This window comes from Kitasatospora sp. RG8, from assembly GCF_017813315.1.
Classification (GTDB): Bacteria; Actinomycetota; Actinomycetes; order Streptomycetales; family Streptomycetaceae; genus Kitasatospora.
On record NZ_JAGIYX010000010.1, the window covers coordinates 22,071 to 37,959 of the forward strand.

A 15,889-nucleotide genomic window follows, 5' to 3' on the forward strand; every position below is an offset into this window, starting at 1 on the left:
GCATGAGCACCGTACACGTCACGGCGCCGCGAGTGCCGAACCAGAAGTCCGCCCCTGCCCGCCCCGCGGGCGCCACCGCCACCGCGGCCACCGGCCCCGGCCGGCGCCGCAGCCCACTGAAGACCGCCGTCCGCAACGTCGGCATCGCCCTCGACACCGCCGCGCGCGTGGTCTTCCTCGGGCGCGACGGCGTCAAGTACTGAGCGTTGCCGGGGGTTACAACACGTCGTCCGCGTCGATGATGCGGTACGCGTAGCCCTGCTCGGCCAGGAAGCGCTGCCGGTGGGCGGCGAAGTCCTGGTCGACGGTGTCGCGGGCCACCACCGAGTAGAAGTGCGCCGCGTGGCCGTCCGCCTTCGGGCGCAGCACGCGGCCCAGGCGCTGGGCCTCCTCCTGGCGGGAGCCGAAGGTGCCGGAGACCTGGATGGCGACGGTCGCCTCCGGCAGGTCGATGGAGAAGTTGGCGACCTTGGAGACCACCAGGACGCTGATCTCCTTGGTCCGGAAGGCCTCGAACAGCTTCTCGCGCTGGGCGTTGCTGGTCTCGCCCTTGATCACCGGCGCGTCCAGGGCCTCGCCGAGCTCGTCCAGCTGGTCGATGTACTGCCCGATGATCAGCGTCTGGTCCTTCTCGTGCTTCTTGACCAGCGCCTCCACCACCCGCCGCTTGGTGGCGGTGGTGGCGCAGAAGCGGTACCGCTCCTCGGGCTCGGCGGTCGCGTAGGCGAGCCGCTCGGAGTCGGTGAGGGTGACCCGGACCTCGCAGCAGTCGGCGGGCGCGATGTAGCCCTGCGCCTCGATCTCCTTCCACGGGGCGTCGAAGCGCTTGGGGCCGATGAGCGAGAAGACGTCGCCCTCGCGGCCGTCCTCGCGGACCAGGGTGGCGGTCAGGCCGAGCCGGCGGCGGGCCTGGAGGTCGGCGGTGAACTTGAACACCGGCGCGGGCAGCAGGTGCACCTCGTCGTAGACCACCAGGCCCCAGTTGCGGGCGTCGAACAGCTCCAGGTGGGCGTAGACGCCCTTCCGCTTGGTCGTCATCACCTGGTAGGTGGCGATGGTGACCGGGCGGATCTCCTTCTTCGTCCCGCTGTACTCGCCGATCTCGTCCTCGGTCAGCGAGGTGCGCTTGACCAGTTCGTGCTTCCACTGCCGGGCCGAGACGGTGTTGGTGACCAGGATGAGCGTGGTCGACTTGGCCTCGGCCATGGCGGCGGCGCCGACCAGCGTCTTGCCGGCGCCGCAGGGCAGCACCACGACGCCCGAGCCGCCGTGCCAGAAGCCCTCGACGGCCTGCGCCTGGTACGGGCGCAGCTGCCAGCCGTTCTGGTCCAGCTCGATCGGGTGCGCCTCGCCGTCCACGTAGCCGGCGAAGTCCTCGGCGGGCCAGCCGAGTTTGAGCAGCACCTGCTTGATCTGGCCGCGCTCGGACGGGTGGACGACGACGGTGTCCGGGTCCACCCGGGCGCCGACCAGCGGGACGATCTTCTTGGAGCGCAGCACCTCCTCCAGCACCGGGCGGTCCGTGGTGGTGAGCACCAGGCCGTGGGTGGGGTGCTTGGAGAGCCTGAGCCGCCCGTAGCGCGCCATGGTGTCGGCCACGTCGACCAGCAGCGCGTGCGGGACGGGGTAGCGGGAGTACGTCACCAGGGCGTCGACCACCTGCTCGGCGTCGTGCCCGGCGGCGCGCGCGTTCCACAGCCCGAGCGGGGTCACCCGGTAGGTGTGCACGTGCTCGGGCGCGCGCTCCAGTTCGGCGAACGGCGCGATGGCGCGGCGGCAGTCGGAGGCCTTGGGGTGGTCGATCTCCAGGAGAAGAGTTTTGTCGCTCTGGACGATGAGCGGTCCGTCGTTCACGCGGGGGAGCCCTCCACTGGCTGACAGGTCTGTCGGGACGCAGACCCTCCAGTGTCGCGCATCCGGCGGGGAAGGCGGGAGGCCGCCCGGGCGGGGGCTACTTCCACTCGAACACCTTGGCGCTGTTCTTGCCGTCGGCGGTGGAGTCGAACTCGAAGACGCCGGCGATGCCGTTCAGGCGGGAGAACTGCGGGGACGCGGTGGTGAAGAAGACCGAGCCGCGGAACGAGACGCCGCCGCCCTCGGTGAAGTGGCCGACGCCGCTGCCGTGCCAGGTGATGGTCTGGCCGTCGGCGGTCATGTCGACGCCCTGGCCCTCACCGAACAGCGTGCCGTCGGCGTGGAGTTCCGACTCGTAGGTGGCGAACTCCGTGACCGGGGTGCCGAGGACCTCTCCCGTGCCCTGGAACGAGACCTCGACCACCGGGCCCTCGCCGCCGGCGAGCACCCGCCGGACGGTGTCCTGGCTCCGAATCTCCGCTATCCGATCGCCGAGCATGGTGACTCCTTCCGCAAACCCCCCTCTCCTCCGGACTACGCCGGGCCGGCGGGGTCGTCAACCGCAGGGCTGTGACCAGTGCGGGCGTCGCTCGTTAGAGCAGGTCATGAACAAGTCGAAGCGTGCCCTCACCGCTCTCGCCCTCCTCGGTTCGGCCTTCGCCGCGACCGCCTCCTCCGCCGGTTCCGCCCACGCCCTCGCGGGCGTCGGCGAGGGCCCGGGCGGGCTGCTCGCGTCCCCCGCCTTCCTGATCGCCGACCTGGCCGGGGCTCCCGAACTGCCGGTCGGCAAGGACCAGATCGGCACGCTGGCGGACAAGGCGGTCAAGGAGAAGGTGAAGGAGGCCCAGCAGGGCCACTGATCCTGCGGTCACTCCTCCAGTTCGGCGACGCCGGTGATCCGGTGCAGGGCGAAGGTGCGCAGCTCGTCGGCGTGGTGGTCGAAGGCGGTGACGAAGCCGCCCTCGACCTTGACCGGGTCGATGATCCGCTGGCTGGAGAGCCCCTCGGCGTTGAGGTAGCCGATCCACATCCGCTCGCCGAGCAACACGGCCGTCTGCAGTGCGGCGAGGGTCTCGGCGGCCGGGGTGCGCGGGAGTTGGCGCGGGTCGGGGGTGTGCTCGCGGCGGACGGCGGTGGCGGCGCGGTCACCCGCCCGGATGGCCTTGATGGCGGCGGCGAGCAGGGTGTCGTCGGGCGTGGGCGGGCCGTCCGGGACGGGGACGGGGGCCGCGCGCGGCGGGGTGCGGTGGCTGTCCGGCCGGGTGATCAGCACGTCGCCCTCGGCGGATTCGGCGGCGGGCGCGTAGCCCATGCCGCGCAGGGCCGCGAGCAGCACGTCCGGCGCGGCCTGGGCGGCGAGGACGGTGGGGGCGAGCAGGCGCAGCCGCAGGTCGACGGAGCGGCGGTCGGCCAGGACCTCGTTCAGCAGCGCCGGGTCGTCGCAGCGCAGGTAGGAGGAGGCGGCGCCGACCCGCAGGATGCCGTGCCGGCGGGCGACGTCGTCGATCAGGTAGGCGAGCGGCTGCGGGACGGGCGTGCGCGAGTGCTGTTCCAGGAAGGCCTGGAGGTCGGCGGCGGTGCGGCCGGCGTCGAGGGCCCGGCGGACGGACGCGGTGGTGAACCGGTAGACGGTGGCGCCGCCCTTGGACTCGATGTCGGCGCAGAGCGCGAGCGCCTGGGCGAGCGGGGTGAGCAGGGGGCCGGGGGCGATCGCGGTGAGGTCCGGCTGGAGGATCACGTGGTCCAGTGGCTGCGGCAGCAGCGGGGCCAGCACCTCGGCAGGGTCGGCCTCGGCGGTGAGCAGCGCGCGGGCGTGGGAGGCGAGGGCGCCGCGGCCGGTGACGCCGAGCAGTTCGGCCTCGGCGAGGGTCCACGCCGTGAGGTCGTCGCGCAGGTCGTGGGTCTGCCCGGCGGGCTCCTGCCCCGCGTGGGCCTGGCCGGTGTGGGTCTGGCCGGCGGGACCCGGGCCGGTGGCGGGGGCCTGGCCGGTGACCGGGCCGCCGCGCAGCGGGCGCTGCCAGCGCAGGGTGGGCAGCAGTTCGCCGGCGGTGGCGGCGGTGCCGGGCGGCAGTTCGGCGAGCAGGGCGAGGGCCGCGCGGCGGACCGACGGGGCCAGGGTGCGGTCCAGCTCGGGGCCGAGCGCGGCCCGTGCCTTGCCCTTGCCGTCCGGGGAGCCGGTGAGGGCGGCGACGCGGGTGGCGGTGAGCCAGCCGCCGGCCAGCACCGCCCAGCGGTCGGCGGTGTCCTGCTGGAGCCAGCCGTCGTAGGCCGGGGTGGGCGCCCAGCGCTCGTCGGCCTCACCGTCGGGGGCCAGCAGGCCGCAGGTGTAGGCGAGTTCGAGCCAGAAGGCGGTCTGCTGCTCGGTGGTCTCCAGGGCCTGCGCGGTGCGCTTGAGGTCGCGGACGCCGAGGCCGCCGGCGCGCAGGGTGGGCGGGGGGTTGAGGCCCCAGAGGTCGAGCACCTCCTCGACGATCCGGACGGCGGTGTGCGCCTGGCCGGCGGCGGCCTTGTCCACAACCTGTGGATCGCGCGGGGCGGCGGCCGGGGCCGGCTCCGGCTGGACCGGCTCGACCACGCGGTGGGTGCGGCCGCCGCGCAGGTGCAGGGCGAGTTCGCGGGGCAGGACGACGCTGCCGGGGCTGCTGGGCAGCAGCAGGCCGCGGGCCAGCAGCCACTCGACCGGGCTCTGCGCGTCCTCGGCGGTGACCGGCCGGGTGGCGTCCGGGACGGTGCCGGTGGGCGGGCCCCAGACCAGCCGGTCCAGCAGCCGCAGCGCCGGTTCGGGCGCGGTGGCGAGCAGGGCGTCGCAGCGGGCGCGGTCGCCGAGCAGCGCGGTGAGCGCGGCGACGGCCGTCACCGGGTCCGGGGTGGCGGGCTGCCCGGCCGAGGCGAGCAACTGCTGGAGCCGGGCCGGGGACATGCCGACGGTGGCGTCGGCCAGGGTCGGGCCGAGGCCGGTGCGGCCGGGGTTGGCGGCGGTGGGCGCGAGCGCCTCGCGGGCCGCGATGACCAGGCGCAGCCCGTTCTCCGGCCCCCAGAGCAGCGCGCGGTCGCGCAGGGTGGCGAGCGCGCGCGGGAGGGCGGCGGTGACGGCGGCCCGGTCCGCGGTGGTCAGCGGGGTGGCGCCGGGGTGGGGCTTGACCCTGGCCGGGCCGGTGAGGAGCGCCTTCACGGTGGCCGGGGAGGCGCCGTCCGGTGCGGCGGCCAGCGCCTCGGCGACCTGGAGGGTGAAGCGGTCCAGCCGCTCCAGGGCGCGCAGTGCGGAGGCGCGGGAGGAGAGCCGGGCGGCGAGCTGGGTGAGGTCACCGGGCACGGGGTTGAGCAGGTCGGGGCGGGACCGGAGCAGGGTGGCGAGGTCGTCGTCCGCGCGGCTGCGGAGCTCGTCGGCGAGGGTGCGCGGGCCGGCGGGCGCCTTGCCGGTGCGTTGGGGGCCCTGCTGTGTGGTCATTCGACCTAGGTTAGTCGGGAGGGGGCACGGTGGGGACCGGTCGGCGTGGCCCCGGTCGGGGTGGGTACCGTCTGACCGGCGGCCCCACGACGGCCGCTGCGGCACGGGCGAGGCGGGGTGTGGGGCGAATGTCGGACGGCGAGTGGTGGCGCAAGCGGGGGCCGTGGAGCGGGCCGCCGGGGGGCGGTGACGGCGGCGCGGGCTCGGAGGGCGAGGACAGTGTGTACGCCGACGGGGCGTCCGCGGTGCCGCCGCGGCCCGCCGATCCGCCGTCCGCGCCGCCGTCCGCCGGGCCGGTCACCGGACCGCCTGCCGGCCCGCCGTCCGGACGTCGGCCTTCGCCGGCCGCGGACGACCCGGGCTCGCCCTGGGTGCCGCAGCCGATCGCGGACGCGGACGCCGATCCGGACGCCGTGCCGGCTCCCTTCACGGCCGTGAACGCGGGCGACTGGTCCCTCGTGTCGCTGGACTTCTCGGACGGACCTGGCCCGGCCGACAAGCCGATCCCCGAGCAGCGGACCGCCGCCGAGGACGCCCCTGCGCAGACCCCGCCCGCCGCCCCGGCCGCCGCGCAGGACAAGGGCAGGAAGCGGAGGAAGGGCCGGGCGGCGCCCCCGCCGCAGGCCGCCACGCCCGATGCGGCGCCCGACGCCGGCGCCGCGGCCGGTGCGAAACCGTCCGCGATGGCCGGCCGCCGCCCCTCCCCGCTCCTGCTGCTGGCCGCGGTGACGCTGCTCGGCGGCGCCGTCAGCAGCCAGCTCGTGGTGATGCTGGTCGGCTGGGGGCTCGGCTACCTGTCCAGCCGGCTCACCGACTTCACCCGCAAGGTCGGCATCCTCGGCATTCCCCTGATGACGATGAGCGCCACCACCGTCTGGTTCTGGGGCAGGGCCCAGGGCCGCTGGGGCGAGGCGCTCCAGCCGGGCCAGCAGGCGGGCCAGGTCGCCTGGTCGGCCGCGCCCGGCGTGCTGCGCGTGGCCGCGGTGCTGTCGGCGCTGTTCCTGCTGGCCGTGGCGTTCAAGCGGCGGGCCCGCCCGGAGGGGTGAGCCCGTCCGGCCGCAGTGGCGTGCCCGACCGGAGCGGCGGGCCCGCCCGGAGGGGTGAGCCGCGGGCCCGGCCGTCAGTCGTCGGCGATGGTGACCCGGCGGCGGAAGGTCTCGGGTGCGCCGAGGTGCCCCACGATCCAGGCCGCGATGGTGGCCCGGGTGGCGGTGCCCGCCCCGGGGAGCGGGCGGTCGTACGAGACGCGGGGGCCGGCGGCGGGCGGCCCGTCCTTGAGCATCGGGGCGCGGACGACGGTCCAGGCCGTGTCGGAGTCCTCCAGGACCGCCTCCATCCGGGCCAGGTCGCGGTGGATCTCCCGGTAGAGCCGGTCGACCACCAGCCGGGACACCACCCGCTGGGCGAACGGCAGATGGCCGGTCTCCAGCCCCGCCGAGCCCATCACCACCAGGTGCTGCGGCCCGCCGGCCCGCGCGGCGGCCACCAGCTCCCGTGCGCCGTCCGAGAAGACCGTGGTGGCGGCCCGGCCGGTGGTGCCGAGCGTCGAGACCACCGCGTCCTGGCCGGTCAGCGGCTCGCGCAGGGAGCCGGGCCGGTGGACGTCGGCCTGCACGATGTGCGGCGTGCCGTGCGCGAACTCCGGTAGCCGGGAGGGCGTGCGGGCAACGGCCGTGACGGTGTGCCCGGCGGCCAGGGCGAGGTCGACGACCAGGCGGCCGGTGCGGCCGGCGGCGCCGACGACGGCGAGTTTCATCGCGTTCCTCCTTGCGGGCGGCCCCGAGGTCCGCTCGGGGGTCTGCCCTTGCCGATTCATTCAGACAGGCTGTATGACTGAATCCAGTGAACCACACAGTTCGGCTCAAGGGAGTGATGGGACATGCGAGTTCAGTACCCCGACCTGTCCGGCAAGGTCGTCGTGATCACCGGCGGCAGCCGCGGCATCGGCGCCGAGACCGCCCGCTCGTTCGCCCGGCAGGGTGCGGCCGTCGCCGTCCTCGGCCGGGACGGGACGGCCCTGGCCGCCGTCGAGGGCGAGCTGCGCGAGCTGGGTGCCAAGGCGCTCGGCCTGGTCGCCGACTGCACCGACGCCGCCGCGCTCGCCCGGGCCGCCGACCGGATCGAGGAGGGGCTCGGCCCGGTCGATGTCCTCGCCGCCTTCGCCGGCGGGGACGGCTACCCGGTGCCGACCGTCCGGGAGACCGAGGAGCACTGGCGCGCCGTGCTGGAGGCCAACCTCACGGCCACCTTCCTCACCGTCCAGGCGTTCCTGCCGGGTCTGCTGGAACGCGGCGCCGGCTCGGTGGTCACCATGGCCTCCACGGCCGGCCGGCTGCCCAGCGGCTCCTCCGCCGCGTACGCGGCCGCCAAGGCGGGGGTGCTGATGTACACCCGCCACCTCGCCCTGGAGCTGGCGGGCGAGGGCGTCCGGGTCAACGCGATCGCGCCCGGCGCCGTCCGGACCGAGCGGACGGCCGCCGTCATGCCGCCCGAGGTGCAGGCGGCCGTCGCCGCGGCCCACCCGCTCGGCCGGCTCGGCGAACCGGCCGACATCGCGGCGGCCACGCTCTTCCTGGCGTCCACCGCGTCCTCGTGGATCACCGGCCAGACGCTGGACGTCAGCGGCGGCCGGGTCATCGTCTGACGCCCCCGCCCGGGGCGCCGGCCCATCGGGGATACTGCCTGTTCACGAGAGGTCCGACCGCCGTTGCACCGGCGGCGGGACGAGCGAGTGGAGGCGAGCGCGATGAGCCCCCGGTCCTACCGGATGGGACAGCGGCAGGCGGACGTGGACGAGACGCGCGCGCGGATCGTCGCGGCCGCGCGGGGGCAGCTGGCCGGGACGGGCACGCTCTCGCTGGACGCGGTCGCCAAGCGGGCGGACGTCGCCCGGGCCACCGTCTACTACCAGTTCGGATCGAAGACGGGCCTGTTGGAGGCCGTCTGCGACGCGCTCGCGGCCGAGGGCGGGATGGCGCGGCTCGCCGAGGCGTTCACGCTGCCCGGGCCCTGGCCGGCGGTGGACCGTTTCGTCGAGGTGATGGGCGGCTTCTGGGCGGTGGACCGGGTCTGCACCCGCCGGCTGCGCGCGCTCGCCGCACTGGACGAGGAGGTGGGCCGGGTCATCGCCGCACGCGACGCCCGCCGCCGCGAGGGCGCCCGGGTGCTGGCCGCCCGGCTCGACGGCGTACCGCAGGACGCGGCCGCGCTGCTGTTCGTCCTCACCGGCTTCGAGACCTTCGACGCGCTGGCCGGCGAGACGGCCGGCCCCGACGGTGACCTGCGGACGGCGGTCCCGGCCGTCACCCGGCTGGTCCGGAGCGCGCTGGGCGGGCCTGCGGCCTGACGGGTCGCAGGCCCGCGCGGGCGTCGGGGGCGGGGCTCAGGCGGACGCGGCCGCCGGGGCCGGGGCCCACTGCGGGTCGCGGCCCGACGCGGCCAGCGCGCGGTCGAGCGGCGAGGCCTCGGCGGGCACGGCGACGGGGCCGGCGAACCCGTCGTACTGGCGGAAGAGCGCGGCGAACTCCTCGACGATCCCGAGGACCGCCCCGGCCAGTTCGTCCCCGGCCCCGGTCCGCTGGCCGGTCGCGCGGGCGACGTCCCACCCGTGCAGCACCAGCTCCAGGACCAGCATCCGGGCGATGGCGGCCGCGGGCATCGGCGACCCGCCCAGGTTCACGTCGCCCTCCCAGACCGCCGGGTCGGCCCAGGCCGCGACGGCCCGCTCCAACTGGGCGGCGTAGGCGTCGGCCCAGGCGGGGTCGGCGGTGAAGTCGCGCTCGACGAGGTCCTGCGGCAGGTCCTTGCGCAGGGCCCGGTGCTCCAGGCCGTGCGAGGTGTAGAGCACCCAGTGGTTGACCAGCGCCCGGGTGTCGAACCCGGTGCAGGGGGTGGGTCCGTCCAGCTGCTCCGGGCGGACGCCGCGGGCGATGCGCGCGGCCTCCGCGGCGGCCTGAGCCATGAGGGGGTGGAGTGCATGACCGTTCATGGCCCGATCCTGCGCGGGGTGGCGGCGCCGGGTCTTGAAGAAACGCGACGACGGGGCCCCTGCTGTCGGCGGCACGTCCTAGCCTGGCGGCATGAACGGTCCTGATCTCGGCCGCGGGGTGCTCCACCCCGGACGGGCGGCGGGCGTGGTCCACCTGGACCGGTACGGGCCCGCTCCCGGGCTGGCGCGCCTGGTCGAGTTCTACTGGCTGGTCCGGTGGGACCGCCGCGGGCTGCCCGCGCACGAGCAGAAGGTGCTCGCCCACCCCAACGTCCATCTGGTGTTCGAGGCCCCGCGGGCGCGCGTCTACGGCGTCGACCGGTCGCTGTTCGTGCGCCGGCTGGAGGGCGCGGGGCACGTGCTGGGGGTCAAGTTCCGGCCGGGCGGATTCCGCCCGTTCACCGACCGCCCGGTGGCCGGGCTCGCCGACCGGTCGGTGCCGGCGGCAGGGGTCTTCGGGGCTGCCGTCGACCTGCTCAACGAGGAGGTGCTGTCCGGAGCCGCGGAGCCGGCCGCACTGGTGGACGCCTTCCTGCTCGCCCGGCTGCCCGCCCCGGTGGCGGACCGTCAGGCGGAGCTTGCCGCCGCGATGGTCGAGCGCGTCACCGGCTCGCCGGACCTGCGCCGCGTGGACGAGCTGGCCGCCGAGTTCGGCGTCACCGTCCGCCAGGTGCAGCGACTCTTCGCCGAGTACGTCGGCGCGGCGCCCAAGTGGGTGCTGCGGCGGGCCCGGCTGCACGAGGCCGCCCAGCGCGCCGACCGGGGGGCGGACGTGGACTGGGCCGCGCTGGCCGCCGAGCTCGGATACGCCGACCAGGCCCACTTCACCCGCGACTTCACGGCGGCGGTGGGCCTCTCGCCGGCCCGCTACGCCGGGGGCCGGTGACCGGGGCGGCTCAGCCCCGCTCGTGCGCGTCCATCAGCGCGCGCAGCAGCCCGGGGAAGGCCTCCTCGAACTCCTCCCGGCGCAGCGCGTTCATCCGCGAGGTACCGACGTAGTACTGCCGGATGAGCCCGGCCTCGCGCAGCACGTGGAAGTGGTGGGTGGCGGTGGACTTGCTGACCGGCAGCTCGATCGTGCCGCAGGCGAGGTCCTCGCCGGCGGCGTACAGCCCGCCGACGATCAGGCGGCGCACCGGGTCGACCACGGCCTCCAGGACCTGCTGGAGGGTGACCTCCCGGAGGTCGGGGTGGGGCGGGGTGCGGTCCTGCTGTCCGCTGCGCCGTGTGGTCGCCATCTCGCTCCGATCTCCGGGGGCTTGTCGTACGGGGGTGGTCAGAGTATGGCCTGCATCAAAGTACGACAGTCATCGAAGTTTGACAGCTGACGTACTTTCAGGTTCAGTGATCTGCGGCGGCCGACGGTTCCCGGGCCGCCGTCAGCGATCGGAAGGGGCGGGCGCGATGGCCAGGACGGTGCGGTTCCACGAACACGGCGGGCCGGAGGTGCTGCGGCTGGAGGACGCGGAGGTCGGCACGCCCGGCCCCGGCGAGCTGCTGATCCGGGTGGACGCGATCGGGCTCAACCGGGCCGAGGTGCTGTTCCGCAGCGGCGTCTACATCGAGCCGGTCCGGGAGTTCCCCGCCCGGCTCGGCTCCGAGGCCGCGGGTGTGGTCGAGGTGGTCGGTCCGGACGTGACCGGCTTCGAGCCCGGGCAGGCGGTCAGTGTGGTGCCCGCGTTCTCGATGAACGACTACGGCGTCTACGCCGAGCACGCGATCGTTCCGGCGGCGGCGGTGGTCCACCGTCCCGAGGGGCTCGACGCGGTGGCGGGCGCCGCGGTCTGGATGCCGTACCTGACCGCCTACGGCGCACTGGTCGACGTGGGCGGCATGCGCGCCGGGGACACCGTGGTGATCACGGCGGCCTCCAGCAGCGTGGGCCTGGCCGCGATCCAACTCGCCCACCGGGTGGGGGCGGTGCCCATCGCCACCACCCGGACGCAGGCCAAGCGGGACGCCCTGCTCAAGGCGGGCGCGGCCGCGGTGATCGTCACCGAGGAGGAGGACGTCGTCGGGCGGGTGCGCGAACTGACCGGGGGGCGGGGTGCCGAGTTCGTCTTCGACGCCGTGGCCGGCCGCGGCGTGCTCGACCTGGCCAAGGTGGTCGCCCCCGGCGGCACCCTGTTCCTGTACGGCGCCCTGAGCGGCGAGCCGACGCCCTACCCGGGCTTCGAACTCGGCATGCCGGCGCTGAACATGCGCACGTACACGCTGCACGAGATCACCAGGGACGGCGAACGGCTGCGCCGGGCGGAGGCGTTCGTCGCCTCGGGGCTGCGCAGCGGGGCGTTCACGCCGGTGGTGGACAGGGTCTTCGGCCTGGCCGAGATCGCGGAGGCGCACCGGTACATGGAGGCGGGCAACCAGCTGGGCAAGATCGTGGTGACCGTCGACCACTGAGGGTCCGGCCGGGGCGGTCCTGCCCGGGCCGCCCCGCTCACGCCCCCAGGAAGCGCTGCAGCTCCGCCAGGACGTAGTTGGCGGCCGTGTAGCCGTTGCCCTGGAACCAGAGCTGGTCGTCCACCTCGAAGGCCCGGTGCGCCTTGACCGCCCCGAGGGACTGCCAGGCCGGGGTGGCCAGGACGGCGGCGGTGCCGGCCGGGTCGCCGTAGGTGGCGTACACCAGCAGGTCGCCGTCGGCCTTGGCGAGCTGGTCGACGGGGATCTCGAAGTCGGACTGGTCGACGTTCTGCGCGTCCGGCCGGCCGAGCTGTACGTCGGCCAGGACGGTGCCGGGGAAGGTCTGCCTGCCGTACAGCCGGATGCCGCCCTGGACGAACCGCACCAGGCTGACCTTCCGGCCCGAGGCCCTGGCGCCGGACAGCGCCTGGACCACCTGGGAGACGTGCCGCTGGTAGGACGAGACGAACGCCGCCGCCGCCTCCTGGCGGCTGAGCGCCTGGGCGTGCACCTGGAAGTTGGCCTTCCAGGGGGCGCCGGTGGTCTGCGTGAGCACCGTGGGGGCGATCCCGCGGAGCTGGTCGTACCGGGCGCCGTCGCTGGTCTGGTTGGAGAGGACGAGGTCCGGCCGGACGGCGCGGAGGACCGCCAGGTCCGGTGAGCCGATCGACCCCACCCGGGTGATCCCGCTGAGCCGGGACAGGGGCCAGTAGTCGGGGAAGCCGGAGTCCAGCGGCGCCAGGGCCGCCCCGACCGGGGTGATGCCGAGGGTGAGGGCCGAGTCGAGCTCCCCCGTGTCCAGCGTGACCACCCGCATCGGCGCGCCCGGGACGACCACCGGCCCCGTCGCGGTGTTCACGGTGACGTTGGGTACCGCTTCCGGGCTCGGGGTCACGGTGCCCGTCGCGGCGTCGGCGGGCGGGGCGGCGTGCCGTACGGCGCAGCCGCCGAGGGCGGCGGCGCCGAGCCCCGCGAGCAGGGCGCGGCGGGCGATCGGGGGCATCGGCGGTCCTCGGTGGATGGGCACACGGGCGCGGGCGCGTCGATTATGTCCGAATTGCCCGCTAGGCGTCCGCCTTCACCGCCCACGGCGCGCCCGGGACGACCAGCGGGGTGCCGGTCACCGGGTCCGGGACGACCACCGAGGACAGCCCGAAGACCTCCCGCACCAGCTCCGCCGTCACGACCTCGCCCGGCGGGCCCTGGGCGACGATCCGCCCGTCGCGCATGGCCACCAGGTGGTCCGCGTACCGGGCCGCCTGGTTGAGGTCGTGCAGGACGGCGACCACCGTCCTCCCGCGCTCGACGTTGAGCCGCCGGACGAGGTCCAGCACCTCCACCTGGTGGGCGATGTCCAGGAAGGTGGTCGGCTCGTCCAGCAGCAGGATGTCCGTCCCCTGGGCGAGCGCCATCGCGATCCAGGCCCGCTGGCGCTGGCCGCCCGACAGCTCGTCGACGCTGCGCTCGGCCAGCTCGGCCGTGGAGGTGCGCTCCAGCGCCTCCGCCACCGCCTGCTCGTCCTCGGCCGACCACTGCTGCCACCAGCTCTGGTGCGGCTGGCGGCCGCGCGAGACCAGGTCCGCCACCGAGATGCCCTCGGGCGCGGTGGGGGACTGCGGCAGCAGGCCGATCCGCTGGGCGATCCGCTTGGTGGGGACGCGGGCCAGTTCGGCGCCGTCCAGCAGCACCGCGCCGCGCACCGGCTTCAGCAGCCGGCCGAGGGCGCGCAGCAGCGTCGACTTGCCGCAGGCGTTCGGGCCGACGATCACCGTCACCCGGCCGTCCGGGACGACGAGGTCCAGCCCCTCGACGACCGTGCGCGCCTCGTAGGCGAGGGTCAGGCCGCGGGCTTCGAGACGGTGGCCGGGCACCGGGGGAACGGTCATCAGGAGCCTCCACGGCGGGATCGGATCAGCAGCCACATCAGGTACGGCGCGCCGACCAGCCCGGTCACCACGCCGACCGGCAGCTCGGTGGGCGCGAGCAGCCGCCGGGCCAGCAGGTCGGCCAGGACGACGACCAGCGCGCCGGTCAGGGCCGAACAGAGCAGCGGGACCTGCGCCGAGCGGGCCAGCCGCAGCGCGATCTGCGGGGCCATCAGCGCGACGAAGTCCACCGGACCGGCCGCGCCCGCGGCGCAGGAGGCCAGCACGATGCCGAGCAGCGCCATGCCGAGCCGGATCCGGTCCAGCCGCAGCCCGAGGCCGACGGCGGTGGCGTCGTCGAAGGAGATCGACCGCTGCGCCCGCGCCGCCCAGAGCGCGACCGGCGCGGCGGCCGGCAGCACCCAGGCGAGCCATCCGGCCTGGTCGTAGCCGGAGCCGTTGAGGCTGCCGGTCATCCACACCTTCGCCGCCTGCGCCTGGAAACCGTCCCCCTTGGTGAGGAAGACGGAGGTGAGCGAGGAGAGCGCGACCGAGACGCCGATGCCGATCAGCACGAACCGCTGGGCGTGCAGTCCGCGCCGCCAGGCCAGCAGGTACACCAGCAGGCCGGCCGCCAGGCCGCCGGCCACCGCCGCGTACGGCACCTGCCCGGCGGAGCCGACCACGCCGTACGCCATCAGGCCGACCACGGTGGCGGTGGCGCCCCAGGAGACGCCGACCACGTCGGGGCTGGCCAGCGGATTGCGGGCGACGGTCTGGATCAGCGCGCCGGCCAGGCCGAGCGCTGATCCGACCAGCAGGCCGACCACCACCCGGGGCAGCCGGAACTCGCCGACCACCAGCTCGTGCGGGCTGGGCCGCCCGAGCAGGACCTTCACCACCTCGCCGGGGGAGACCGTGGACTCGCCCAGGCAGAGCGAGGCGACGACGGTGGCGGCGAGCACCAGCGCCAGGCAGCAGGCCGCCACGGCGGAACGCCGGTGCAGCAGGAACGACGCGCGCCCGGCGCGCAGCACGGTGTACCCGCGCAGAGCCACGGCGCTCATGCGCCCACCTCGCTGCGCTCGGCAGACGCTTCGCTCAACGCGCACCCCTCGACGGTTCGCTCGCTGCGCTCGCTCATGCGCCCACCTCGCTGCGCTCGGCAGACGCTTCGCTCAACGCGCACCCCTCGACGGCTCGCTCGCTCACGCCGCCACCACCTTCCGACGCCGGACCAGTGCGACCAGGACCGGCACCCCGACCAGTGCGGTCATCACACCGGCGGGGACCTCCGACGGCGGGAAGAGCACCCGGCCGAACGCGTCCGCGAGCAGCAGCAGCGCCGGGCCGAGCACCGCGGAGAACGTCAGCACCCAGCGGTGGTCCGCGCCGGCCACCGCGCGGGCGGCGTGCGGGACGGCCAGGCCGACGAAGGCGATCGGGCCGGCCGCGGCGACCGCCGAACCGGTCAGCACCGTGGCGCCGAGCGCGCCGACCGCCCGGACGACGCCGGTCCTGGCACCGAGGCCCTTGGCGGTGTCGTCACCGAGCGCCAGCGCGTCCAGCCCGCGCGCCACCGCGAACACCAGCACCGTGCCGACCAGCAGGAACGGCAGCAGCTGCCAGGCCACGTCGGCGGTGCGGCCGGAGAGCGAGCCGACGTGCCAGAACCGGAACTGGTCCATGGCGGCGGCGTCGGTGGTGAGCACCAGGGTGTTGAGCGAGGCGATGAACGCGGACATCGCCGAGCCGGCCAGCGCCAGCTTGACCGGCGTGGCCCCGCCCCGGCCGCGCCCGGCCAGCCCGTACACCAGCACGGTGGCGATGACGGCCCCGGCGAAGCCGAACCAGACGTAGCCGGTGAGGGTGGAGATGCCGAAGCCGGAGATGGCCAGCACCACGCCGGCCGCCGCGCCCTGGCTGACGCCGAGGATGCCGGGGTCGGCGATCGGGTTGCGGGTGATGCCCTGCATCACGGCGCCGGCCAGGCCGAGCGCCGCGCCGACCGCGAGGCCGACCACCGTGCGCGGCACCCGCAGTTCGCGGACGACGACGGCGTTGGTGGTGTCGCCGCCGTGCAGCAGGGCGTCCAGGGTCTCGCCGAACGGGATGGTGCGGCTGCCGACCGCCAGGCTCAGCAGGACGGCCGTGGCGAGCAGGACGAGGGCGGCGACGAGCCACAGTATTCGGCGGCGCAGCAGCCGCCGCTTGCCGGGAGCGGTGGCCGGCCTCGCGGCCGGCGCGGTGGTGTCGGTCATGGCTCTCTCTCGCAGATAGCTGAGGCAAACCTAAGTTCCCTGGAGAAGCCGGGGCAAATCGCCTGTGCAC

17 protein-coding genes are annotated in these 15,889 nt (G+C 75.3%); 7 read left to right on the forward strand and 10 right to left on the reverse strand.

What is annotated here, in order from left to right; translation table 11 throughout:
- Window positions 1–2: 2 nt before the first annotated feature.
- Window positions 3–203: a hypothetical protein gene (locus J5Y04_RS17155; protein WP_148643359.1), complete on the forward strand. Its 201-nt coding sequence runs from the start codon at window positions 3–5 to the stop codon at window positions 201–203.
- Window positions 204–216: 13 nt separating this feature from the next.
- Here the strand turns inward: J5Y04_RS17155 and J5Y04_RS17160 are convergent, their stop codons facing one another.
- Together J5Y04_RS17160 and J5Y04_RS17165 are read right to left on the reverse strand one after the other, a co-directional pair.
- A complete protein-coding gene (locus J5Y04_RS17160; protein WP_148643358.1) occupies window positions 217–1,854 on the reverse strand; it encodes a DNA repair helicase XPB in 1,638 nt (545 codons plus the stop codon).
- Between the two features lie 97 nt (window positions 1,855–1,951).
- Entirely contained in the window at window positions 1,952–2,353 is a 402-nt protein-coding gene (locus tag J5Y04_RS17165) for a hypothetical protein (protein ID WP_209412909.1), read from the reverse strand.
- 106 nt (window positions 2,354–2,459) lie between these two features.
- On the opposite strand from J5Y04_RS17165, the gene J5Y04_RS17170 reads away from it, so the two are divergent.
- Window positions 2,460–2,714 (forward strand): hypothetical protein, encoded by a 255-nt coding sequence (locus tag J5Y04_RS17170; RefSeq protein WP_148643356.1) that lies wholly within the window; start codon window positions 2,460–2,462, stop codon window positions 2,712–2,714.
- A gap of 8 nt (window positions 2,715–2,722) precedes the next feature.
- On the opposite strand, the gene J5Y04_RS17175 is transcribed toward J5Y04_RS17170, so the two are convergent.
- Window positions 2,723–5,302 (reverse strand): helicase C-terminal domain-containing protein, encoded by a 2,580-nt coding sequence (locus tag J5Y04_RS17175; RefSeq protein ID WP_209412910.1) that lies wholly within the window; start codon window positions 5,300–5,302, stop codon window positions 2,723–2,725.
- 128 nt (window positions 5,303–5,430) lie between these two features.
- Between J5Y04_RS17175 and J5Y04_RS17180 the strand changes: the two genes are divergently transcribed.
- A complete protein-coding gene (locus J5Y04_RS17180) occupies window positions 5,431–6,348 on the forward strand; it encodes a hypothetical protein (RefSeq protein ID WP_209412911.1) in 918 nt (305 codons plus the stop codon).
- Window positions 6,349–6,422: 74 nt separating this feature from the next.
- Here J5Y04_RS17180 and J5Y04_RS17185 read toward each other — a convergent pair whose 3' ends face one another.
- Complete coding sequence (locus J5Y04_RS17185) at window positions 6,423–7,058, reverse strand: NAD(P)-dependent oxidoreductase (protein WP_209412912.1); 636 nt, start codon at window positions 7,056–7,058, stop codon at window positions 6,423–6,425.
- 123 nt (window positions 7,059–7,181) lie between these two features.
- Between J5Y04_RS17185 and J5Y04_RS17190 the strand changes: the two genes are divergently transcribed.
- Together J5Y04_RS17190 and J5Y04_RS17195 are read left to right on the forward strand one after the other, a co-directional pair.
- On the forward strand, window positions 7,182–7,946 hold the full coding sequence (locus tag J5Y04_RS17190) for an SDR family NAD(P)-dependent oxidoreductase (RefSeq protein ID WP_209412913.1): 765 nt from the start codon (window positions 7,182–7,184) through the stop codon (window positions 7,944–7,946).
- Window positions 7,947–8,048: 102 nt separating this feature from the next.
- Complete coding sequence (locus tag J5Y04_RS17195; protein WP_209412914.1) at window positions 8,049–8,648, forward strand: TetR/AcrR family transcriptional regulator; 600 nt, start codon at window positions 8,049–8,051, stop codon at window positions 8,646–8,648.
- Window positions 8,649–8,684: 36 nt separating this feature from the next.
- Here the strand turns inward: J5Y04_RS17195 and J5Y04_RS17200 are convergent, their stop codons facing one another.
- Window positions 8,685–9,290 (reverse strand): TIGR03086 family metal-binding protein, encoded by a 606-nt coding sequence (locus J5Y04_RS17200; RefSeq protein WP_209412915.1) that lies wholly within the window; start codon window positions 9,288–9,290, stop codon window positions 8,685–8,687.
- 91 nt (window positions 9,291–9,381) lie between these two features.
- On the opposite strand from J5Y04_RS17200, the gene J5Y04_RS17205 reads away from it, so the two are divergent.
- The gene (locus tag J5Y04_RS17205; RefSeq protein ID WP_209412916.1) at window positions 9,382–10,176 is read left to right on the forward strand and encodes an AraC family transcriptional regulator; all 795 of its coding nucleotides are present in this window, start codon (window positions 9,382–9,384) and stop codon (window positions 10,174–10,176) included.
- Between the two features lie 10 nt (window positions 10,177–10,186).
- On the opposite strand, the gene J5Y04_RS17210 is transcribed toward J5Y04_RS17205, so the two are convergent.
- Window positions 10,187–10,528 (reverse strand): helix-turn-helix transcriptional regulator, encoded by a 342-nt coding sequence (locus J5Y04_RS17210; protein ID WP_209412917.1) that lies wholly within the window; start codon window positions 10,526–10,528, stop codon window positions 10,187–10,189.
- Between the two features lie 166 nt (window positions 10,529–10,694).
- Between J5Y04_RS17210 and J5Y04_RS17215 the strand changes: the two genes are divergently transcribed.
- Complete coding sequence (locus J5Y04_RS17215; protein ID WP_209412918.1) at window positions 10,695–11,693, forward strand: zinc-dependent alcohol dehydrogenase family protein; 999 nt, start codon at window positions 10,695–10,697, stop codon at window positions 11,691–11,693.
- Between the two features lie 37 nt (window positions 11,694–11,730).
- On the opposite strand, the gene J5Y04_RS17220 is transcribed toward J5Y04_RS17215, so the two are convergent.
- The 4 genes from J5Y04_RS17220 to J5Y04_RS17235 form a co-directional block, all read right to left on the reverse strand.
- Window positions 11,731–12,696: an iron-siderophore ABC transporter substrate-binding protein gene (locus J5Y04_RS17220; RefSeq protein WP_209412919.1), complete on the reverse strand. Its 966-nt coding sequence runs from the start codon at window positions 12,694–12,696 to the stop codon at window positions 11,731–11,733.
- Between the two features lie 61 nt (window positions 12,697–12,757).
- Window positions 12,758–13,579, reverse strand: coding sequence for an ABC transporter ATP-binding protein (locus tag J5Y04_RS17225; RefSeq protein WP_209412920.1), 822 nt, complete (start codon window positions 13,577–13,579; stop codon window positions 12,758–12,760).
- Window positions 13,579–14,625: an iron chelate uptake ABC transporter family permease subunit gene (locus J5Y04_RS17230; RefSeq protein WP_209412921.1), complete on the reverse strand. Its 1,047-nt coding sequence runs from the start codon at window positions 14,623–14,625 to the stop codon at window positions 13,579–13,581. Before J5Y04_RS17230 ends, J5Y04_RS17225 begins: the two co-directional genes overlap by 1 nt.
- A gap of 141 nt (window positions 14,626–14,766) precedes the next feature.
- Window positions 14,767–15,819: an iron ABC transporter permease gene (locus J5Y04_RS17235; RefSeq protein ID WP_209412922.1), complete on the reverse strand. Its 1,053-nt coding sequence runs from the start codon at window positions 15,817–15,819 to the stop codon at window positions 14,767–14,769.
- Window positions 15,820–15,889 lie beyond the last annotated feature (70 nt).